The organism is Megasphaera indica, from assembly GCF_046614755.1.
GTDB classification, from domain to species: Bacteria; Bacillota; Negativicutes; order Veillonellales; family Megasphaeraceae; genus Megasphaera; species Megasphaera intestinihominis.
The window spans coordinates 12,435-31,587 of the sequence record NZ_JBKKJR010000011.1; the positions used below are offsets into that span (position 1 = coordinate 12,435).

At 53.0% G+C, this 19,153-nt stretch carries 21 protein-coding genes; 20 read left to right on the plus strand and 1 reads right to left on the minus strand.

Translation table 11 applies throughout. The features are described from left to right. Positions 1-42 precede the first annotated feature (42 nt). The 19 genes from ACFCTO_RS06890 to ACFCTO_RS06980 all read left to right on the plus strand — a co-directional run bounded on the left by ACFCTO_RS06890 (position 43) and on the right by ACFCTO_RS06980 (position 15,835). Complete coding sequence (locus tag ACFCTO_RS06890) at positions 43-2,967, plus strand: phage tail tape measure protein (RefSeq protein WP_499876608.1); 2,925 nt, start codon at positions 43-45, stop codon at positions 2,965-2,967. Continuing rightward, positions 2,967-3,710 (plus strand): hypothetical protein, encoded by a 744-nt coding sequence (locus tag ACFCTO_RS06895; RefSeq protein WP_302484838.1) that lies wholly within the window; start codon positions 2,967-2,969, stop codon positions 3,708-3,710. The genes ACFCTO_RS06890 and ACFCTO_RS06895 overlap by 1 nt, the downstream gene beginning before the upstream one ends. Continuing rightward, positions 3,707-5,149, plus strand: a complete 1,443-nt coding sequence (locus ACFCTO_RS06900; RefSeq protein ID WP_499876609.1) for an XkdQ/YqbQ family protein — start codon at positions 3,707-3,709, stop codon at positions 5,147-5,149. The genes ACFCTO_RS06895 and ACFCTO_RS06900 overlap by 4 nt, the downstream gene beginning before the upstream one ends. A gap of 58 nt (positions 5,150-5,207) precedes the next feature. Further along, complete coding sequence (locus tag ACFCTO_RS06905) at positions 5,208-5,603, plus strand: DUF2577 family protein (RefSeq protein ID WP_302484841.1); 396 nt, start codon at positions 5,208-5,210, stop codon at positions 5,601-5,603. Further along, complete coding sequence (locus ACFCTO_RS06910; protein ID WP_302484842.1) at positions 5,600-6,025, plus strand: DUF2634 domain-containing protein; 426 nt, start codon at positions 5,600-5,602, stop codon at positions 6,023-6,025. Before ACFCTO_RS06905 ends, ACFCTO_RS06910 begins: the two co-directional genes overlap by 4 nt. Beyond that, a complete protein-coding gene (locus ACFCTO_RS06915; protein ID WP_499876610.1) occupies positions 6,018-7,052 on the plus strand; it encodes a baseplate J/gp47 family protein in 1,035 nt (344 codons plus the stop codon). Before ACFCTO_RS06910 ends, ACFCTO_RS06915 begins: the two co-directional genes overlap by 8 nt. Continuing rightward, a complete protein-coding gene (locus ACFCTO_RS06920) occupies positions 7,045-7,506 on the plus strand; it encodes a putative phage tail protein (protein ID WP_499876611.1) in 462 nt (153 codons plus the stop codon). Before ACFCTO_RS06915 ends, ACFCTO_RS06920 begins: the two co-directional genes overlap by 8 nt. 85 nt (positions 7,507-7,591) lie before the next feature. Further along, positions 7,592-9,412 carry a gp53-like domain-containing protein gene (locus tag ACFCTO_RS06925; RefSeq protein WP_499876612.1) on the plus strand — a complete coding sequence of 607 codons (1,821 nt, stop codon included), beginning with the start codon at positions 7,592-7,594 and terminating at the stop codon, positions 9,410-9,412. A gap of 20 nt (positions 9,413-9,432) precedes the next feature. After that, entirely contained in the window at positions 9,433-9,870 is a 438-nt protein-coding gene (locus ACFCTO_RS06930) for a hypothetical protein (protein ID WP_499876613.1), read from the plus strand. 3 nt (positions 9,871-9,873) lie between these two features. Beyond that, entirely contained in the window at positions 9,874-10,044 is a 171-nt protein-coding gene (locus ACFCTO_RS06935) for a hypothetical protein (RefSeq protein ID WP_302484847.1), read from the plus strand. After that, entirely contained in the window at positions 10,044-10,298 is a 255-nt protein-coding gene (locus ACFCTO_RS06940; protein ID WP_256999244.1) for a hypothetical protein, read from the plus strand. The genes ACFCTO_RS06935 and ACFCTO_RS06940 overlap by 1 nt, the downstream gene beginning before the upstream one ends. Before the next feature lie 19 nt (positions 10,299-10,317). After that, on the plus strand, positions 10,318-10,509 hold the full coding sequence (locus tag ACFCTO_RS06945) for a hypothetical protein (RefSeq protein ID WP_293997888.1): 192 nt from the start codon (positions 10,318-10,320) through the stop codon (positions 10,507-10,509). After that, positions 10,493-11,062, plus strand: coding sequence for an N-acetylmuramoyl-L-alanine amidase family protein (locus ACFCTO_RS06950; RefSeq protein WP_302484848.1), 570 nt, complete (start codon positions 10,493-10,495; stop codon positions 11,060-11,062). The genes ACFCTO_RS06945 and ACFCTO_RS06950 overlap by 17 nt, the downstream gene beginning before the upstream one ends. Positions 11,063-11,107: 45 nt before the next feature. Then, on the plus strand, positions 11,108-11,392 hold the full coding sequence (locus ACFCTO_RS06955) for a hypothetical protein (protein ID WP_302484849.1): 285 nt from the start codon (positions 11,108-11,110) through the stop codon (positions 11,390-11,392). A gap of 258 nt (positions 11,393-11,650) precedes the next feature. Continuing rightward, on the plus strand, positions 11,651-13,342 hold the full coding sequence (locus tag ACFCTO_RS06960; protein ID WP_292259985.1) for a glutamine--tRNA ligase/YqeY domain fusion protein: 1,692 nt from the start codon (positions 11,651-11,653) through the stop codon (positions 13,340-13,342). Between the two features lie 98 nt (positions 13,343-13,440). Further along, positions 13,441-13,716, plus strand: a complete 276-nt coding sequence (locus tag ACFCTO_RS06965; RefSeq protein WP_481325298.1) for a DUF4321 domain-containing protein — start codon at positions 13,441-13,443, stop codon at positions 13,714-13,716. Between the two features lie 18 nt (positions 13,717-13,734). Further along, complete coding sequence (locus ACFCTO_RS06970; protein WP_292281953.1) at positions 13,735-14,295, plus strand: Maf family protein; 561 nt, start codon at positions 13,735-13,737, stop codon at positions 14,293-14,295. Next, positions 14,292-14,981, plus strand: coding sequence for a RadC family protein (radC, locus tag ACFCTO_RS06975; protein WP_020309747.1), 690 nt, complete (start codon positions 14,292-14,294; stop codon positions 14,979-14,981). Before ACFCTO_RS06970 ends, radC begins: the two co-directional genes overlap by 4 nt. A gap of 92 nt (positions 14,982-15,073) precedes the next feature. After that, on the plus strand, positions 15,074-15,835 hold the full coding sequence (locus ACFCTO_RS06980) for an EFR1 family ferrodoxin (RefSeq protein ID WP_292301408.1): 762 nt from the start codon (positions 15,074-15,076) through the stop codon (positions 15,833-15,835). A gap of 52 nt (positions 15,836-15,887) precedes the next feature. On the opposite strand, the gene ppx is transcribed toward ACFCTO_RS06980, so the two are convergent. Further along, positions 15,888-17,423, minus strand: coding sequence for an exopolyphosphatase (gene ppx, locus ACFCTO_RS06985; RefSeq protein ID WP_499876614.1), 1,536 nt, complete (start codon positions 17,421-17,423; stop codon positions 15,888-15,890). A 183-nt stretch (positions 17,424-17,606) separates the two neighbouring features. Between ppx and ACFCTO_RS06990 the strand changes: the two genes are divergently transcribed. Next, positions 17,607-19,151, plus strand: coding sequence for a Ppx/GppA phosphatase family protein (locus ACFCTO_RS06990; protein WP_292259993.1), 1,545 nt, complete (start codon positions 17,607-17,609; stop codon positions 19,149-19,151). Positions 19,152-19,153 lie beyond the last annotated feature (2 nt).

Consider the following 19,153-nt stretch of genomic DNA (forward strand, 5'->3'; position numbering starts at 1 on the left):
GATTTGGCGACGCTGCCATTGAAGAAAGGGGGCCGTTAGGCTGTGAGCAACTATGTTTTGAGCGCTACGCTGGAACTCAAGGACCAGTTTACGGCGCAGGTCAATAAAGCAAGGTCCGGCTTCAAGGGCTTGACGGAAACCCTGAAAAGCACAGGGAGCGCTTCGGATGCGGCCGCCGCCGGGATGGGGAAGGCCGGCACGGCGGCTGTCAAAGCAGCTGGCCAGGCAGACCGTGCCAAACGGGCCTTCCAGGGAATCCGCGGCATCTACGAAGCGACTATCCGCGCCAAGGATGACGCCACGGCGAAGCTCCAGAGGGTCAAGACGGAGCTGAACGGACTCAAAGGGAAGGCCTATACCGTGGCTATCAACGTCAAACAAAACGGCGATATTGGTGGCATGAAGGACAAACTGTCCGGAATGGCTGCCGGTGCTATGGCCGGTCTTCCTGTACAGGCTGCCGGTTTTGCTGGGCTTGGCTACGGCGTCTTCGATGCTGTAAAGAATTATTTTGACTTCACGGCTCAGTTGTCGCAAATCAAGGCAGTCACTGGGTTGGATGCGGAAGCCATGGACGCCGTCAAGGAAAAGGCACTGGAACTCGGCGCAGATACGCAGTTTAGCTCGACGGAAGCGGCTCAGGGGATGACAGAGCTCTTGAAAGCCGGCGTTAGTGTCAAGGACGTTCTCGGCGATGCTTCGCAGGCAGCTCTCGATTTAGCTGCAGCCGGCCAGTTATCCCTTCCGGAAGCGGCGGAAATCATGAGCACGGCCATGAACGCCTTTCATATGGATGATGCCACTCATGCAGCAGACGTCTTGGTCGGCGCGGCCAATGCCAGTGCAACGGGCGTCCAAGAGTTGAAGTACTCTCTCTCTGCTGTCTCGGCTGTTGCGGCCGGGGTCGGTATGAGCTTCGATGATACCAACACGGCCCTGGCAGTCTTCGCCAATAACGGCCTGAAAGGGTCTGATGCAGGTACGTCTTTAAAGACGATGCTCATGAACCTCTCACCGCAGACGAAGCAGGCAACAGAAGAAATGCAAAGACTTGGCCTTTTGACCGACGAAGGAACGTCTAAATTCTTCGACCAGGAAGGCCACCTGCGGTCCCTCTCAGACATCGCCGGCCTTTTGCAGGACCATTTATCCGGTTTAACGGATGAAGAAAAGATGAACGCCTTGTCGACCATGTTTGGCTCGGACGCTATTCGTGGCGGCATGATCATGCTGCGTGAAGGCGCCAAGGGCGTCAAAGACATGAACGCAGCCATGAAAGATATCACGGCCCATGAAACGGCCAAGGTAGCCATGGACAACCTGCGCGGCTCTCTGCTCCGTTTGAAGAGCGCCTGGGAAAACCTGACTATCAAGCTCTTAGACCATGGGGTCGGCGACGGCTTGCGTGGCTTTACCGAAGAAGTTGGCAAGCTGACGTCGCATTTTTCCGGCCTCATTGACGACGGCCTACAGGTGACGGACGTCATCAAGATTGTGGGCGAGGGCATCAACGACCTGAAAAACAAATTCCTGGCCTTTGACGGTATCGGGTCGGTACTGGCAGGCGGGGCCTTGGCCGTTGGGTTGAAAAAGATTTACAACCTGGCCATGAAGGTCAAAGACGTCATCCAGGGCATCCCGAAGAATCTTCCGGACGGTACGCCGACCGGCGGGAACGGGCTTCCCAGCACGTCGTCTGTGAAGGATATGGTCGTCACGGCGACGAACGTCATCATCAACAGCAAAGGGGCACCGACCACGGCACCTACTTCGGCACCACCGACGAACGCACCGGTTCCGGTCCCGGAAGGGACTCCCAAAGGGACTCCGAAACCAGGATGGGGTGCCCGGCTCAGCAGCTGGGCGAAAAGGGTGCCTTGGATTGGGTCAGCTATCGCATTAGGTGGAACTGCTCTTGATGTGGCTTATGCCCCGGAAGGGGAAAAGCTGTCTACGGCTGGACGGGATGTAGCTGGCCTTGCCGGTAGTTTTGCTGGTATGAAAGGTGGAGCTTTATTAGGAGCTAAGTTTGGTTCTGTGATAGCTCCTGGAGCGGGAACGGCGGCCGGCGCAATCGTGGGGGGCATTGCTGGGGGAATCGGCGGCGACGTTGTCGGTCAGAAGCTGGCCGAAGCCTTCCAGAGCATCAACTGGGATTCCTTTAGCCAGGTCATCAACGAAAAGAATGCGGAGTGGAGCCAGACCTTTGATGGTATCCGCCAGTCAATGAGCGACACAGATGATTGGCTCACTGAACAGCAGACTGAATTGCATCAAAACATGGCCGATTCCTGGGAAGGCATTAAGCAGGCCGGATCAGATGCATGGAACATGATTTGTCAGGTAGCTGATGAGAAGAACGCCGAATGGAGCCAGACCTTTGCCGATGCGAAAGAATCGGCTGGTAACTGTCTGGCTGAACTAGAAGACTCCGCTAACACGACTTGGAGTGACATCAGTAGCGGGGCTTCATCTCTGGAAAGCGATATCGCCAGTGCCTTCCAATCGGCCAAGGATGAAGCTGAGGCGGCCTGGGACGGCGTAACGGGATGGTTTGAAGAGAATGTATGGGGACCGCTTTCGGAACGTGCACAGAGTGCCTGGAGCAATTTACAGAGCACTATAGCGGATATACGGTCCTCGGCCAGCTCTTTTTCCTTCAGCATCCCTAGTATCTTCTCCGGCCATGCGACTGGCTCGTCATTTTACGCCGGCGGCTGGACGGAAATCAACGAACGGGGCGGCGAAATCGTCGACCTGCCGCAGGGAAGCCGTATCTATCCACACGCTACAACGGAGCGAATGATTCAAGCCGAACTGGAAAGCAGACAGTCGTCTGGCAGCGGCCCGGTCGTCATCAAAGGCAATACCTTCTATGTCCGCGAAGAGGCCGACATTGACCGTATCGCCTATAAACTGGCGAAACTGATTTCACAGGGCCATATCAACTACGGAGGTGGTTATTGATGAGCCTGGGAGGGTTAGGAAATACCATACAAGTCCTTTCGGCCATCTTTTCTAATGGTGGAGGAGCCGGACTGAAGCGGGAAATCATCATCGAAGGGCCGACAGGGAAACTCATCCTGCCGGTCACGCCGGCCAAATATACCGTCGGTGATGGACAGAAAAACAAAGTCGTCGACATCACGCAGGTCGGGGAAGCCCTGGTCTTCGGGATGCCGAAAGCCAGGACCCTGTCCTTCTCCGGCTTCTTTCCATCACTTACCCATGACTACCCTTTCGTTGTGGGCGACTACACAGACCCGTCGTCCTGCGTCGAGAAGCTGACCGAGTGGAAGGCGGCCCGGAAGGCCGTTCGCGTCATCATTACCGACTCTCCGGTCAATATGATGTGCGGCATCATGGAATTTTCCTACTGGGAGCAGGACGGCAGCCGGGACATCTACTACACGCTGAATTTTACGGAGTACAAGGAACTCAACGTCCCGACGGCGAACAATGACAAGCCTATCGATGATAAGACGGGGCTCAAGGTCCGCCCGGTCGACCTGGACCAGAAAATTAAGGAAGAGCAGTCGCAGATCTCGAAAGGCAAGGCCCTGTTCCAAAAGGCCTGCGACGTCATGGACGTGGCCAAGAAAGCCTACGGCGACTATAACCACTGGCGCCGCGTCGTCAAGAGCAATAACTTGAAGAGCTTGGTCATCAACAACGCGGGCAAGATCCGGAAGTGGGTGATTAAGAATTGATAATCAAGCATAAGAGCGTCAAGACGGAAACCACGACCGACGAGAAAGGCAACCAGACGACGAAGCAGACTGAAACGATAGATGATTTGTCCCGCCTCACCGTGGGGAGAATCACCTGGGAAGGCTCCCGGCTGCAGGTGGCCCGAAAACTGACGTTTTCCTACGTTCAGGACGCCCGGGACCCGAACCTGCCGAACTACGTCATCAACTGCGGTGAAACGGTCTACGGCTATGATGAAGATGGGAACCTGCAATTCCAGGGGAATGTCTACTCCATCGAAAAAGACGTCCAGCAGTCCACGGTGACGGTCACGGCTTATGACAATCTGTTCATCCTCTGCCGGTCGAAGACGACCCGAAAATTCACGGATATGCTGGCCGAGGACATCGCCAAGGCGGTGTGCAGTGAGCTGGGTATCAAAGCCGGGAAGCTGGCTGAGACAGGGAAGAAAGTCTCTTTCATTGCTCAGGAAAAGACGGGCTATCAGATTATCATGATTGCCTATACTGACGCGGCGAAACAAATCAATGCGCACAAAGAGAACAAGGACGGCCCAGATGTCCTCTTCCATCCCATCATGCGGGGCGATGAGCTGGACGTCATTAAGAAAGGCGAGCTTATCGAAGGGCTGGCGGCAGACCAATACGTCAATATCGAGAACAGCCAGTACAAGGAATCCATCGAGGACATGGTCAACAGCATCATGATTACTGACCAGCAGGGCAACGTTACAGGTTACCAGACAAAGGATGAATGGATACAGAAATATTCTATGGTCCAGGACGTCTATAAGACGAACCCGAACGACAATACCCAGGAAGCCATCAACAAGCTGTTCCATGGTCCGGACCGTTCTGGTATCCTCCAGATGACGGGCAGCTATGCCGCTAAATCGTCATATTCCATCCAAATCCGGGACATCCTGACGGAATTGTGCGGGAAATTCTGGATTAAATCCGATACGCATACCTTTGAGAACGGCATCCATGAGATGCGGCTGGAAATCGAGTTCGAAAACCTTATGAACAAAGAAGAAAAGCCGAAAGATACGACTGTCAAGACCAAGACCGGGCGCACGGCCTCGGCCATCGGCGGGGCAAATTTAGAGGCGTCAGCGGGCGTACAGGCCGGCTTTGCGGCATGGGAAGGAGCTACCATGCCAGATGGCCGAAACGGCTGTGTCGAGGCCGCTACGCGTATTGGCAGTTATTATAGTCCCTTTTTGAGACAAGAATGTGATAACGGCGTCGCCTCGGTACCGACGTTAATGGCTGATGCCGGTGATGCTGTTATCCCATTTGACGAATCGAACCTGGAAGTCGGTGACTGCGTCGTCTTTGATGGCGACGAACACGTTGTCGTCTATGCCGGCGATGGCCGATATGTCGGTAACAATTCCAGCGGGAACGGCGGTGCGGGGGCTGGGCGGTATCTATAACATCGGCATGACGCCGACGTCCATTATCAAAACGAGTCATATGTAGGAGGTGGCCACTATGGCAGGAATCCCTTCGGCCTCGCAGTCTGCGGCGGCCATCGTCGATGTGATGCACAGCGTGGTGCAGGGCGACCTTCCGCGCGGCGCGCAGGTCGGCATTGTCGTAAGTCCGCCGCCGTCACTGGTGGTCAAGATGAATAATATTGAAATTACCGCCAAGGACGTCTACTGCTCACGTTATCTGATGCCTGGATATACCCGCCATATGGTCGGCCAGACAAGTGACCGGGCGGGCGGCTCGGGGGATGCGGCCTATGAGAGCCATAACCACCCAATCGATAACGATGAGACCTGGACGGATACGCTGAAACCGGGGACGCTGGTCCTCTTGATACCGATTTACGGCCAGAACGAACAGCTGTACTGGCTGGCAGACAGCGGGGTGAAATTATGAGTGCAGAATATCCCTTTACCGGGGCCGTATCTGTCAATACCTACACGTCAGATCTGCCGGTCCCGAAAGAATATGCCTGGGACTTTGACCAGGACTGCTTTTTATATGATAAGGTAGGCCGACACATCGTCGTCGAGAAAGACGAGGCCATCAAGGTGTGGATCTACAAGGCCCTCGGTACGGAGCGCTTCCGCTATCTGGCATACAGCTGGCAGTATGGCATTGAACTCAGGCCGTTCATAGGTAAAGTTATGGGCGTGAAGCAGCGTTACAGCGAAATCAAACGCGTCATTGTCGAGTGCCTCATGGTGAATCCCTACATCAAGAGCATCGACAGCGTGGATATCTCACACGATGGCGATAAAGTTTCCATAGCCATTGTAATTTCGACGATTTACGGGGAGGTGAGCGTGGATGTATGAAGCACGTGAACAAGATGAGATTTTAACCGAATTGCAGCAGAACGTCGGAAATGACGCCTCCAGCTATGAGGGCACCTTTACCTATGATGTCCTGGCCTCAAACAGTATCGAGTTCGCCAAGCAGGAAGTAGAACGGGAACAGGCCTATAAAGCGGGGTTCGCACAGACGGCCTGGGGTGAGTATCTCGACCTGCGGGCCGAAGAACACGGCGTTTTCCGTCGGCAGGCTGTCAAAGCGGTGGGAACCGTGACGGTCACAGGTAACGGCATAGTCCCTCTGGGCAGCGTCTTCCAGACGCCGACCGGCGTGGCCTTTTATACGACGAAAGCCGTTACTATTGCCAAGAGTGGAGACATCCCCATTGAATGTACGGCTGGTGGTAAAAATGGCAATGTCGACGCCAAGACTATTACGGTCATCCCCATGTCCATCCCGGGTATCAGCAGTGTCACCAATGCCCAGGCGACGCACGACGGCTTTGACGAGGAAGACGACGCATCCCTGTATAATCGCCTCATTTTCAAGGTACGCCAGCCAGCCACGTCGGGGAACAAGAACGAATACATCCAATGGGCCACATCCGTGGCAGGCGTTAGGAAAGCCGTCGTCGTATCGCTGTGGAATGGAAATGGAACCGTCAAGGTATTGATTACCGACACGAATGGGAATCCGGCGTCGACAGACTTGCAGAAAAAGGTTGCGGCTTACATTGAGACCGTGCGTCCCATCGGCGCCACAGTAACGGTAGCCGCTCCGACGATTTTTGCTGTCAAGGTGGCCTTGAAACCGCTCGACAGCAAAGGTGCTAACGCGACGGCCATCCAGACCGTCATTAACGATTATTTCGGCTCGCACCAGTTCGACAATATCCGCATCACCTGCGCCATGATTGGGAAGATGATACTGGAAAACGCCAGCTGTGGTGTATCCGATTATGAATCTTTGACTATCAACGGCAGCTCGACCATGGTCACGGTCACGACAGACCAGATAGCCCGTTGCACTGAGGTGACGCTCAATGGCTGATTTTAATTTCCTTCGGGTCGTCCCAGTGGACCTCAAGCGCTATCTGCCGCAGTTTCTGGAGAAAGACCCGACTTTCTCAAAAACACTGGAAGCCTTATCCACAGAGCACGAAAAGCAGCGCTTGCAGCTCATCGATGTGACGAAGCAATTCTTCATCACTACAGCCACCTGGGGCCTTGCAGACTGGGAAGAATTCCTGGACCTTCATCCAGATCCGGGCGATTCCGACGGAAAGCGTCGGGCACGTGTCCTGATTGCGCTGCGTGGCTCCCAAACAACGACGTTGTCACGGGTCAAGGACATTATTAACGCATATGGCAATGGCTACGTGGAGGAGCACAACGACCAGTACTATTTTATCATTTTTACGACTCGTACCGACGCCGCATCTATCGCAGAGATGCGAAAGACCATCGAGATTTATAAACCAGCTCACCTGGGATGCTATGTCTAATTGGGCTGGTCCTGGGACGGCAAGATAACCTTTGACGGTACGTATACGTACGGTACGAATATGGACGAATGGAGTGGAAACAACAATGGCTAACTACTTAGATAAATGGAAAACGGATTTCCCGGAAACGGTCAGTAACCAGACTCGCCCGAAAAACGGCATCGACAACTCGCTGGATTTCAACACAGACGGCTTCCCGCAGCGTATCACCAGCGACCCCGTCCATGCAAAACTCGAAAATGATATGGCACAGCAGCTGTTCTCTAATGACCAGCGATTAAAGGAAGCCATTGATTCGGCGGGAATTAAAGAAAGTAACCACGAAAAGGCCTCCAATGCGCATGCTAATGGCATCGCAGGTAATGCTGGCAGTGCGACTAAATTGGCGACGGCACGGACTATTCAAACTAATTTGGCGTCGACGTCAGCTGCCTCGTTTAACGGGACGACCAATATTACGCCTGGTGTTACGGGAACTCTTCCGGTTGGTAATGGCGGCACAGGCCAGACGAACCTGGACAATGTCACCGTCGGGACCTCGAAGAAAGTCCATACGACGGTATCGGCCGGTGCAGTCGGAGAGGTACTCAAAGCGACTATGGGCGACAATGATGCCTTTCGTATCGCTGTTGGTGGTAGTGCGAACGCGGGATATGCAGAAATCGCGACAGCTGACGACGGTACAGAACCGATTTACGTCCGCCAGTACGGCGATGCTAAGGCCGACGGATTTGTGACACCGACCCGGACGGCTACGCTTTTAGATGCTAATGGCAACACGCAATTTCCAGGGAGTGTCACGGCTCCCAGTTTTGTCGGTAATTCGTCTTCGACCGACAAGTGGAAGACCGCCCGGACCTTGTCTTTAGGCGGAAGAGCTTCCGGCAGTGTATCCATGGATGGCAGCGCGAATGTCACGCTTAACGTGAACGATATTAGCTTGGCCGATAAAGCCACGGCGGACGCCAACGGGAACAACATTTCGGATACGTATTTCAAATACACCGGAAAAACGGGCACGGCCGGTGATGGCTCGCTGTGGACTCGCAACGGGACAAAAGAATATTCGGCGGCACTGCCAGATGCGCTGAGCGGGGCCTATAATTACGGACAGTGTATTTCTTTCGCGACGCCCGACAACCGCTTGGATGTATACGCCAGCCATACTGCGTCGAATGGTGACGGGCTGTACTATCGCTCCGGCTACGGCACCGATAAAAAAGGCTGGGCTCGCATTTTGGATAGCGGTAACTATAACACCTTTGTACCGACGAAAAGTGGTAATGGGGCATCCGGCACATGGCCTATCAGCGTTTCCGGTAGCGCAACCCAATTAGCCACGCCCCGCAGTATCAACGTATCGGGCACGGGCTTGACCGGGACCGCACAAAATTTTGACGGCACAGGTAATGTCACCATCCCCATTACCCTTGCCGATTCCCTGCTTGCCATGGCCAGGGTAACTCCAACCTGGAACAAACTGCCGTATTTCTACGGCCCCGAAGAAGCAAGATTAACTGCGCTGTCCGATTTTGCCAAGACCATCCTTGACGACACCAGCGCCGCCGACGTACGAAATACAATCGGCGCCAATGCACAGAATTGCGGCGGCATCGTAGCTGCGAATTTAGTGGCGAATGGGTACGCCAAATGGGCCAACGGATTAATTATACAGTGGGTAAAAAAAGCGTTTGATGACAATAAAAAATATGACAATATTACATTTCCCATTGCTTTTTCAAAAGCAGTGTTTGGGATTATCCCGGTGGACTGGGATACGAGTGATATAACGGAATCACGCGATTATACTTTTACAATCATAGATAACAGGACAACACTGACAAAAACAAGAGTTACCGTCAATGGCTACGCCGGATTATATAAAGCATTGATCATCGGCATATAGACAGTAAGGAGTGAAAATGAATGAAAGATTACTTGATCCAATTTGGCGAAGACGGCCGGCGGGGTACAACATACGCGGCCAACGTCCATTATTATGTAAAAGAGGACGGCAGTACCATCGACGATGGTGTCAAAGTTGATGAACTGCTGGAGCAGGGATTTGTATTCGTCGATAAGGATGACTACAATAATTTGCTCGGTAATAACGACGCCAATCGGGAATATTGCCGACAGAGCGACGGCACTTTTGCGCCGTATGTAGCGCCAGAACCGACAGCAGCAGAAAAAGCGGCAGCGGAAAAATCGAAGCTTGCCAGCGAATACGAAGCAAACAAGTCGGAAATGCTGAACGCCTTGCAGTCTGCCACCCTGGCGGGCAATACCGACGCTGTAGCAAGCATCCAGCAGGACTATAAGGACATGACAGCGGCTTACAAGGAAGCCGTGGAAGGGGTGTAATGTATGAGTTTTTGGAAACGCAAAAAATACTGTAAATACTGTGGCAGTGAGCTGAAAAGCGATGGCACATGCCTGAACAAAGACTGCATTGCCTACGTAGCACCGAAGACGACCGACACAACCGCCAGCGATGCCAATACGACGGCGCAACCTGACACGAATGGGGGCACGTGATGGAATCGCTGGTACAGATGACTGGGGTCATCGTCGGAATACTGAGCCTATGTGGCGTCATTTTTAATTATGCCGTCATCAAGCCGCTGTCCTCGTCTATCCAAGAGCTTCGCGAGCTCATCGAAAGCACGCAGGAGTATATCAGGGGCGTCGAAGAGAAGCGGCAGAACATGGCCGAAAGATTGGCAAAAGTCGAAGCGTCGGCCGCATCCGCTCATCATCGGCTGGACGATCTGCAAGAAAGGGTGAAGTGACATACAAGGGGTGATGTCTATGATTGACAAAATCAATATCGTAGATCTAACGGTCATCATCGGTCTTGTCGTAGCGCTGGTGCTGGCCATTTTTTATGATCAAAATGAGTTGGCCATGAGTATTGCATCTGGCCTGCTCGGTTACATCGGCGGCAATATCAAGACCGCCGCTACGACGAATAGGAGGAATGACAATGAAAGTGTACATTAATCCCGGCCACGATTTAGAGTATGACAGTGGCGCCGTACATACTGCCACGGATGGTACGGTAGACCTCAGAGAGTGTGACGTAGCCGCAAAAATCGGGGCAAAAGTAAAAGAATACCTCGAAGCGGCCGGCTGTGAATGCCGGCTCCTGCAGTCTGACAATCTCTACTATGATAGTGACCACGACGACCGCCCTATCCCTGTATGCGATGACGCAAATAACTGGTGGGCAGACGCCTTTGTATCTATTCACTGTAATGCGGCAAACGGACAGGTGCAGGGGACAGAGGTTGAATGCTACAGTCGTATGAGCAATGGTGGAAACCTCGCTCAATGCATTCAAAATCAGATTGTAGGTGCCCTGGGCACAGTAGACCGAGGCGTCAAAGAAATGCCTGGGCTCATCGTTTTGAAGCACACCGATATGCCGGCGGTACTCGTAGAAACGGCATTTATTGACAATGACGATGATGCGACTCTGCTTGTAGATTGCTCAGATGATTTTGCGGCGGCTATTGCCCGCGGCGTAACCGATTACGAATGTAGCTTATTGTAAGATAGGCTTACCATATAATTATTGTATTTAATGGAGGTATGGAAAATGAGTAAATGGACAGATATCAGAGATAGCATTGTAGATGCTTTGGATGTTGACATCGTTACAGAAGACATGAAGAACGAGCTGACACAGAATATCGTGACAAATGCGCTCCCTGCTGTTGAAGCGGTCGCCGACAAATTCACAGCACAAATCCAGGAACAGAGCAAGTCGGAGACAGGCTGGAATATGCTCCGCGACAAAATCGTCCTGCCGCTTGTTATTAATGGAGCTATCTGGGCCGTGAAATTCGCATTGTCTAAAACAATGCCGGCTCAAAACCAATAAAACATTAATAAAAATAAAAGTCGGCGTCCATTCCATTGTGAGTGGACGCCACTTTTTTTATGTCACATCAGCCTGCCGTCAAAAATTCGTCAAAAAAAAGAAATGAAACTACGTGAAAATAAATCAATCAACCTTTGCCAGATTCGATAAAAACCGCTAGTTTGCTTAATTTGTAGCAGAACATTGCAAAGCAAGCCATGTTTAGGTTATAATGTGATATTGAAGGCATTTATACATATATGAAAGGGAGATACATCGATGGATAACGAAACGACCAAAAATTTTATTGAAACTATTATCGATGAAGACAACGAAAAGAATACATATGGCAAGCGGGTCCATACCCGTTTCCCGCCGGAACCGAATGGCTATCTCCACATCGGCCACGCCAAGTCGATCTGCCTGAATTTCGGCATTGCCAAGAAATATGGCGGAATAACGAATCTCCGCTTTGATGACACGAATCCGTCGAAAGAAAATACGGAATATGTAGAATCGATTAAACGCGATGTCAAATGGCTCGGTTTTGACTGGGACGACCGCATGTTCTATGCGTCGGACTATTTCGATAAACTCTATGAATACGCCAAAAAGCTGATTCGCTTGGGTAAGGCTTATGTCGATGATTTGTCGAGTGATGAAATCCGTGAATACCGCGGCACGTTCAATACGCCGGGGAAGGAAAGCCCCTGCCGTAACCGTAGCGTCGAAGAAAACCTGCAGCTCTTTGAAGATATGAAAGCCGGCAAGTTTGCCGATGGCGAAAAGGTACTGCGCGCCAAAATCGATATGGCCAGCCCGAACCTCAACATGCGCGATCCGGTCCTTTACCGTATCGTCCATGCTTCGCACCATCGGACAGGCGACAAATGGTGCATCTACCCGATGTACGACTTCGCCCATCCCGTATCGGACGCCATCGAACGCATTACCCATTCTATCTGCACCTTGGAATTTGAAGCTCACCGTCCGCTGTACAACTGGGTCCTCGAAGACTGGGACGATCCGGAAGGCCAGAAACCGCGGCAGATCGAATTCGCCCGCCTGAATGTCACCAACATGATTACGAGCAAGCGCAAATTGCGCCTCCTCGTCGAAAAGGGCATCGTCAGCGGCTGGGATGATCCCCGTATGCCGACGATTTCCGGTATCCGCCGCCGCGGCTATACGCCGGAATCGATCCGTGACTTCTGCGAACGCATCGGCGTCGCCAAGGCGGACAGCATGGTCGATATTTCCCTCCTGGAATACTGCATCCGCGAAGACCTGAAGATGAAAGCACCGCGCCTGATGACGGTCATCGACCCGATCAAGGTCGTCCTCACCAATTATCCTGACGGCAAGACGGAAACGATGACGGCCGACAACAATCAGGAAAATGAAGCCATGGGCACGCGCGAAATGACGTTCAGCAAGAACCTTTATATCGAACGCAACGACTTCATGGAAGAACCGGTCAAGAAGTTCTTCCGCCTGGCTCCAGGCAAGGAAGTCCGCCTCAAGTATGCATACATCATCAAATGCGAAGAAGTCATCAAAGACGAAGACGGCAACATCGTCGAACTGCACTGCACGTATGACCCGGAAAGCAAGAGCGGCAGCGGTGCCAACGCCAACCGCAAGGTCAAAGGGACGTTGCACTGGGTCAATGCCGAAGATGCTGTCGACGTCGAAACCCGCGTCTATGACTATCTCTTGAAGGACGACGGCAGCGAGGAAGAAGGGGAAAGCAAGGATTTCCTCGACCAGATCAATCCCCACAGCCTCGACGTATACCACAGCAAGGCCGAAAAGGCATTGGCAACGTATCATGTCGGTGATAAGTTCCAGTTCCTGCGCCAGGGGTATTTCGTCATTGATCCCGATACGACGGCAGACCACCTGGTCGTCAACCGCATCGTCGGCCTCCGCGACACCTGGGCTAAGATGCAGAAAAAGAAAAAACAATAAGCGATTATTAAAAAAGGGGCTGCCTTTCTCAGAATGGATTAGAATTTCATGAGAAAGGGCGGCCCTTTCGTATCTTGCGTGTATAATGGAGGTAGGCCATGAAAACCCTTGGCTCACACAGTCTGTTGTTCTTCTTTATTTTCCTCATCGTCGGCGGTATCCTCGGTGGCATCGTCGGAGAGGCCCTGTATGCTGTTCCGGCCTTGAAGGGTATCCTGCCGGCCCTGACGCAGCATTATGAAATCTTGAATATCCAGAATATTCACCTCAATCTCTATCTCATGGAATTGCAGTTTGGCATCCATCTGGCACCGAATATGCTCAGCATCATCGGCGTCATCCTGGCAGCCATTCTCTTTCGTCATCTTCAATAATTTAGGAGGGATTATTACATGCTCATCTTAGCTTCTGGTTCGCCTCGTCGCCGCGAACTGCTGACGCAGATCGGCGTCGCCTATATGGTCAATCCGAGTACGTACAGTGAAGAATCACCGAAGAAAAAGGATCCGGAAAAATACGTCCAGGCCCAGGCGTTGGGCAAGGCCCGCGATGTAGCTGAAAAATTCCCGGGACAGTGGGTCCTCGGCGCCGATACGATTGTCGCCATCGATGGGGAAATGCTGGGCAAGCCCCGCAATGAAGCCGCTGCCGTCGAGATGCTGCGGGAATTGTCCGGTAAGAAACATTCTGTCTATACGGGCATCGCTTTGATCAATGGCCATAAGGAATATACGAAGGTCGTCGAAACGAAAGTCTGGTTCCGACGACTGAGTGAAAAGGAAATCAAAGCCTATGTCGCTTCTGGGGAACCGCTGGACAAAGCCGGTGCCTATGGCATACAGGGCCGGGCTGCGGCTTTCGTCGATAAGATCAATGGTTCCTATACCAACGTCGTCGGCCTGCCCTTGTCCCAGGTATGCAAGTTGTTCCACAAAGCCAAGGTCCATGTATGAGCGACCCTTTCCGCAGCCTCGCTGTTTGTGAGAAACCGCGGGAAAAATTCCTCCGTCACGGTCCTTCGGCTGTGACCGACCAGGATTTGCTGGCGATTCTATTGCGGACGGGTACGAAGGGACAATCCGTCCTCGATGTGTCGCGGCAGGTCCTTCATTCCCTGCCAGGGGAAAATATTTGTTATCTCAGTGATACCAGCATCGGCGACCTCTGTCAGATTCCCGGCATCGGGACGGATAAGGCCGTCACGGTCTGTGCCGCCGTCGAGCTGGGACGGCGTATTTCCCGGCAGCACGTAAAGGAAGCGGCGCCTGACTTCAGTACGCCCCAGGCCATTGCCGGCTATGTCATGGAAGATCTGCGCTTTTTGCCGCAAGAGCAGTTCGGCGCCGTCTATTTATCGACGAAGAACCAGCTCATCGCCTATCGCACGCTGACCATCGGCACGATCAATGCCAGCCTGGCCAAGTCGCGGGAAGTCTTCCGCTATGCCCTGCGCTACAATGCCGCAGCTGTCGTCCTGGTCCATAACCATCCGTCAGGCAACCCCGAACCGAGCCACGAGGATATCGTCGTGACCCAGCGCATTGCCGACGCCGGCCAGATCATGGAAATCCCCGTCCTCGACCACATCATCATCGGCGACGGGACCTTCGTCAGCCTTTGCGAGCGCGGTTACGTGTAAAGACAAATGACAGGGTTTCATGATATAATGGATGTAAAATACCGTCCGCCTGCAAGCGGGAAACTGGCAGTGCGGTCTCTGAGGTGAGCCTTATGATTCTTTACTTTTCAGGAACGGGAAATTCATTATATGTGGCCAAGAAGCTGGCTGAACTGACTGGCGATACGGCCGTGCCGATTTCGGCTATCCATGAACGGTGCCAGCGTATCCAGGATCGCATCATCGGCTTTGTCTTTCCCGTCTATTTCGGGGATCTTCCCGAACCCGTACAGGATTTCATCAGACAGGTCCGTTTCCAGAAATCGACCTATTTTTATGGCATTGCTACTTGCGGCAGTGCGCCTGGCCGGTCGCTCAGGACGATGGACCGGATCCTCCGGCGTCAACATTGTTCTTTGTCCTACGGGGCTGTCCTGCCGATGATCGCCAACAGTACTATCGCGTCGCGGCGCCATATCCGCTACGATATGAACCGCCTGGACCACGCCGATGAACTGGTCGCTGCCGCAGCCGATAAGATACGCGGGCAGGTCCGGGATACGACGGCCATCCATTCGTCGCTGTCGGCCTGGCTCATGAACCTGGGCCTGATCCGCCATGCCGGGGAACGCTGGCTGACGCCATCTGTCGATGGGGGACGCTGTGTTGCCTGCGGCCTCTGTGCCCGCATCTGTCCGGTGAGCAATATCATCTGTACGGCGAAAGGGGCCGTCATCGGCTCTCATTGCAGCCATTGCCTGGCCTGTGTCCACTGGTGTCCCCAGCAGGCCGTCACTGTCCATGGTAAACAGATCCTCTCTGAAGACCAGTACCACCATCCCGACGTCACGGCTGAAGACATGATGCGGCGATAAGAGTAAAAAGGGGCTGTCGCATGTGCGACAGCCCCTTTTTTTATCCGGACCCTTACTTCCAGACGAGAAGCAGGGAAGCGCCGAATTCTTTTTTGAATTGTTTGCTCAGTTGTTTCATTTCGTAGTCAGCGGCGTTGTACGTCGAGCCCGGCGCCGTCGTGATGATCATGACGGCGACGTTTTCGGCCAGTGTGACTTCGACGTCGGTGACGATTTGTTCATACGTCAGGTCCGAGGCTTCGGCCAGGGCCAGGATGGTCGAGAGTTTGCGGATCATGATCCAGTCTTCGGCAGAGGCCATGTTGGCGTAACGGTAGGCCCGGATGATCTTGCGGCTGATGCCGTGATGGAAGCCGGCGATGAAGCCCGTAATGATTTGTTCGACCTGGGTCAGGCCGTAGAGCGGGGCATGAGCGATCATGAAGGCCGAATGGCGGGCGTGGTCGTAGAAGTTGATGATCTTGCCGACATCGTGCATGCGGGCGGCTGTCTGCAGCAGGAGGCGTTCCCGCGGGCCGTAGCCGTGGAGCGGCTGGAGCTGGTCGAAGAGCTGGGTGGCAATGCGCGTGACCTGGTCGTAGTGAGCCTGGTTGATGATGACGCCGCTCAGCGTACCGATGAAGTTCTTGACGCTGAAATCGAGGATGTCGTCGAAACGCGGTGACGGCAGCTGGCAGTACGAAGCGTAGTATTCAAAGAATAAACCTTCGCGGAGGCCACAGCCGCTGACGACCATTTCCGGGCTGCCCGTCATGTCGAAGATGGTCTTGATGACGGCTGCATCGGCGACGATGAGGTCAGAGCGTTCACTGGACAGGCCGGCGATTTTCTTGCGGTTGGCACTGGTCCGCGTCGTGATTTCATGATAGAGGTTTTCAAAATGTTCCAGGGGCATGATGTAATTATGGAGCTTCGACAGTTCATAATTCGTCGCCCGCTGGTTCATTTTGGCGAAGTTACGGGCTGTACCGCCGATGCCGACGATGGGCAGCTGGATGTCCTCTATCCAGGGGACGGCAGCCATCTTTTTGCAGACGAATTTCATCAGGCTGGCAATGGCTTCGGAATCAGGATTGCCCTGGGTGCCGAATTTTTCCGTCAGCGTGACGGCGCCGATGGGGACCGACAGGGAATGGACGGCTTCTCCGTCGCGGACTAAGGTCATTTCGACGCTGGCACCGCCCAGGTCGAAGATGAGGAAGTCCTTCAGGGCGATGGTGTTGATGACGCCGAGATAGCCTAAGTACGCTTCCCGTTCACCGGTGATGACGTTCATGGTGATGCCCGTTTCGGCATTGATGCGCTTCAGGAAAGCTTCGCCGTTGCTGGCATTGCGGACGGCTGCCGTCGCGACGGCCCGGCATTCATGGATGTCCATGACTTCCATGATGTGCTTATAGACGTGCAGGCAGGTCAGGGCCCGCTGCATCCCTTCTTCACTGATGACGCCGGTCTGGCTCAGGCCGTGGCCCAGGCGGATGGCTTCTTTTTCCTGATAGAGCAGGGAATAAGACTGGTTGTCGGCAATCTGCATGACGACAAAACGGATGGAGTTAGAGCCCATGTCGATGATGGCTAATTTTTCCATGGTATACCTCGTTTCTGCGGATGTTTATCAAGTTTATCGTTTACCTTTTCCATTATACTACAGAATAGAGAGGCATGCCGAAAATTTTTACAAAAAATATACATACATACGGTGACTTTCATGTATAATAAGAGGAGTATCAGCTAGACAGCAACTATACCGTCAAGAAAAGTGGGGAGAGTAATGGAAAAACAAACCCGGAATGTTTTCGGTATCATCCATATCGGGACGGTCAATATGACCTTGAAGGTCATTGCTTACTCGTCTTTGGATGATATGGAAATCATCGAAAACGTATCCCGAGAAGTAAAATATGGGGAAACGGTATTCCAGCGCCATCACGTCAGTTTTCAGTCCCTGAACGAAATCTGTCAGGTCCTGCTGGGATTCCGCCAGCTCCTTTGCGACTATGATGTCAAAGATGTCCGCGTCCTGTCGACGACAGTCATCAGCGAAGCCGACAACTTGATCAGTGTCCTTGACCAGATCCATATCCGTACGGGCTTCGACGTCGAAGTCATCCACATGACCAAGGAAATCTATTATAAGTTCTTTGGTCTTTATTATAATGTATTGAAAGGCAAATTCAATTTTGCCGATAAAGCCGTCATGCTCCTGGACATCACGTCTGGCGGCGTCGGCCTGACCTGCTGGAAATCGGACCGCCTCTTATTCCAGCAGAATATCCACATCGGCTCCCTGCGCATCCTGGAAAATTTTACGGAAAAACAGCGTGACGAGCTGACGTTCCCGACGGCTGTGCGCGAATATATCTACGGCACCCTTTATCCGCTCTGGAAAGGAGTCCAGCAGTATGATATCAAGTATATCGTCCTGTCTGGCCGCGGAGCCAACCTGGTGGCACGCCTCATGGGCAAGACCAGTGAGAACGGCCTCTTCCTGATCACGCCGGATGAACTGCGCCAGTTCGTCTATTCCTTCCACGGCGTCACGCCGTTCAAGCTCATGAAGCGCTTCGGCCTGTCCCAGAACCTGGCCAATGTCATCATGCCGACGATTCTCTTGTATTATGAACTGCTGCGCATCGTCGATATCGACATGCTGGTCGTCATGCCGACGACCTTTACTGAAGGCTATACCATGTATTATGTGGCCGAAAAGACCCATAACGATTATATGGCCCATCTCCAGGGCCTGCTCCTGGACATGATGCGCCGCCTGGCCAAGAAGTACTTGTCCGATTCCATCCATTCCGCCCGCATCGAAGAATACTGCAACGTCCTCTTCCAGGCGCTGTACCAGTTCATCGGTCTCGATTACAGCTATAATTATCTGCTCCGCCTGGCCGCGATTTTCCACGAAACGGGGAAATTCATCAATATCCGCAAACACAACCTCTGCACGTATAACCTCATCAGGGAAACGGACCTCTTCGGCCTGGCCGACGATGAAAAGGAAATCCTGGCCGCCGTTCTCTACTATGCCTTTGACGGTACCTTGCAGGAGGCGTCGCCAGTCTACCATTCCCTGACGCCACGGCAGAAGGTCATTACGGCTAAGCTGACGGCGATTTTCCGCCTGGCCGATTCCCTGGACAAGAGCCATTTAGGGAAAATCAGCGCCATCCGGGCGGAACTCAGGGAAGACGAGCTCGTCGTCCATTATACGGCCGATGCCGATATTTCTCTGGAACGCTGGACATACCTGAAAATGGCCGTCGACTTTGCCGAAGTCTTTGGCATTTCGACGAAATTAGTGAAAGGATAAGA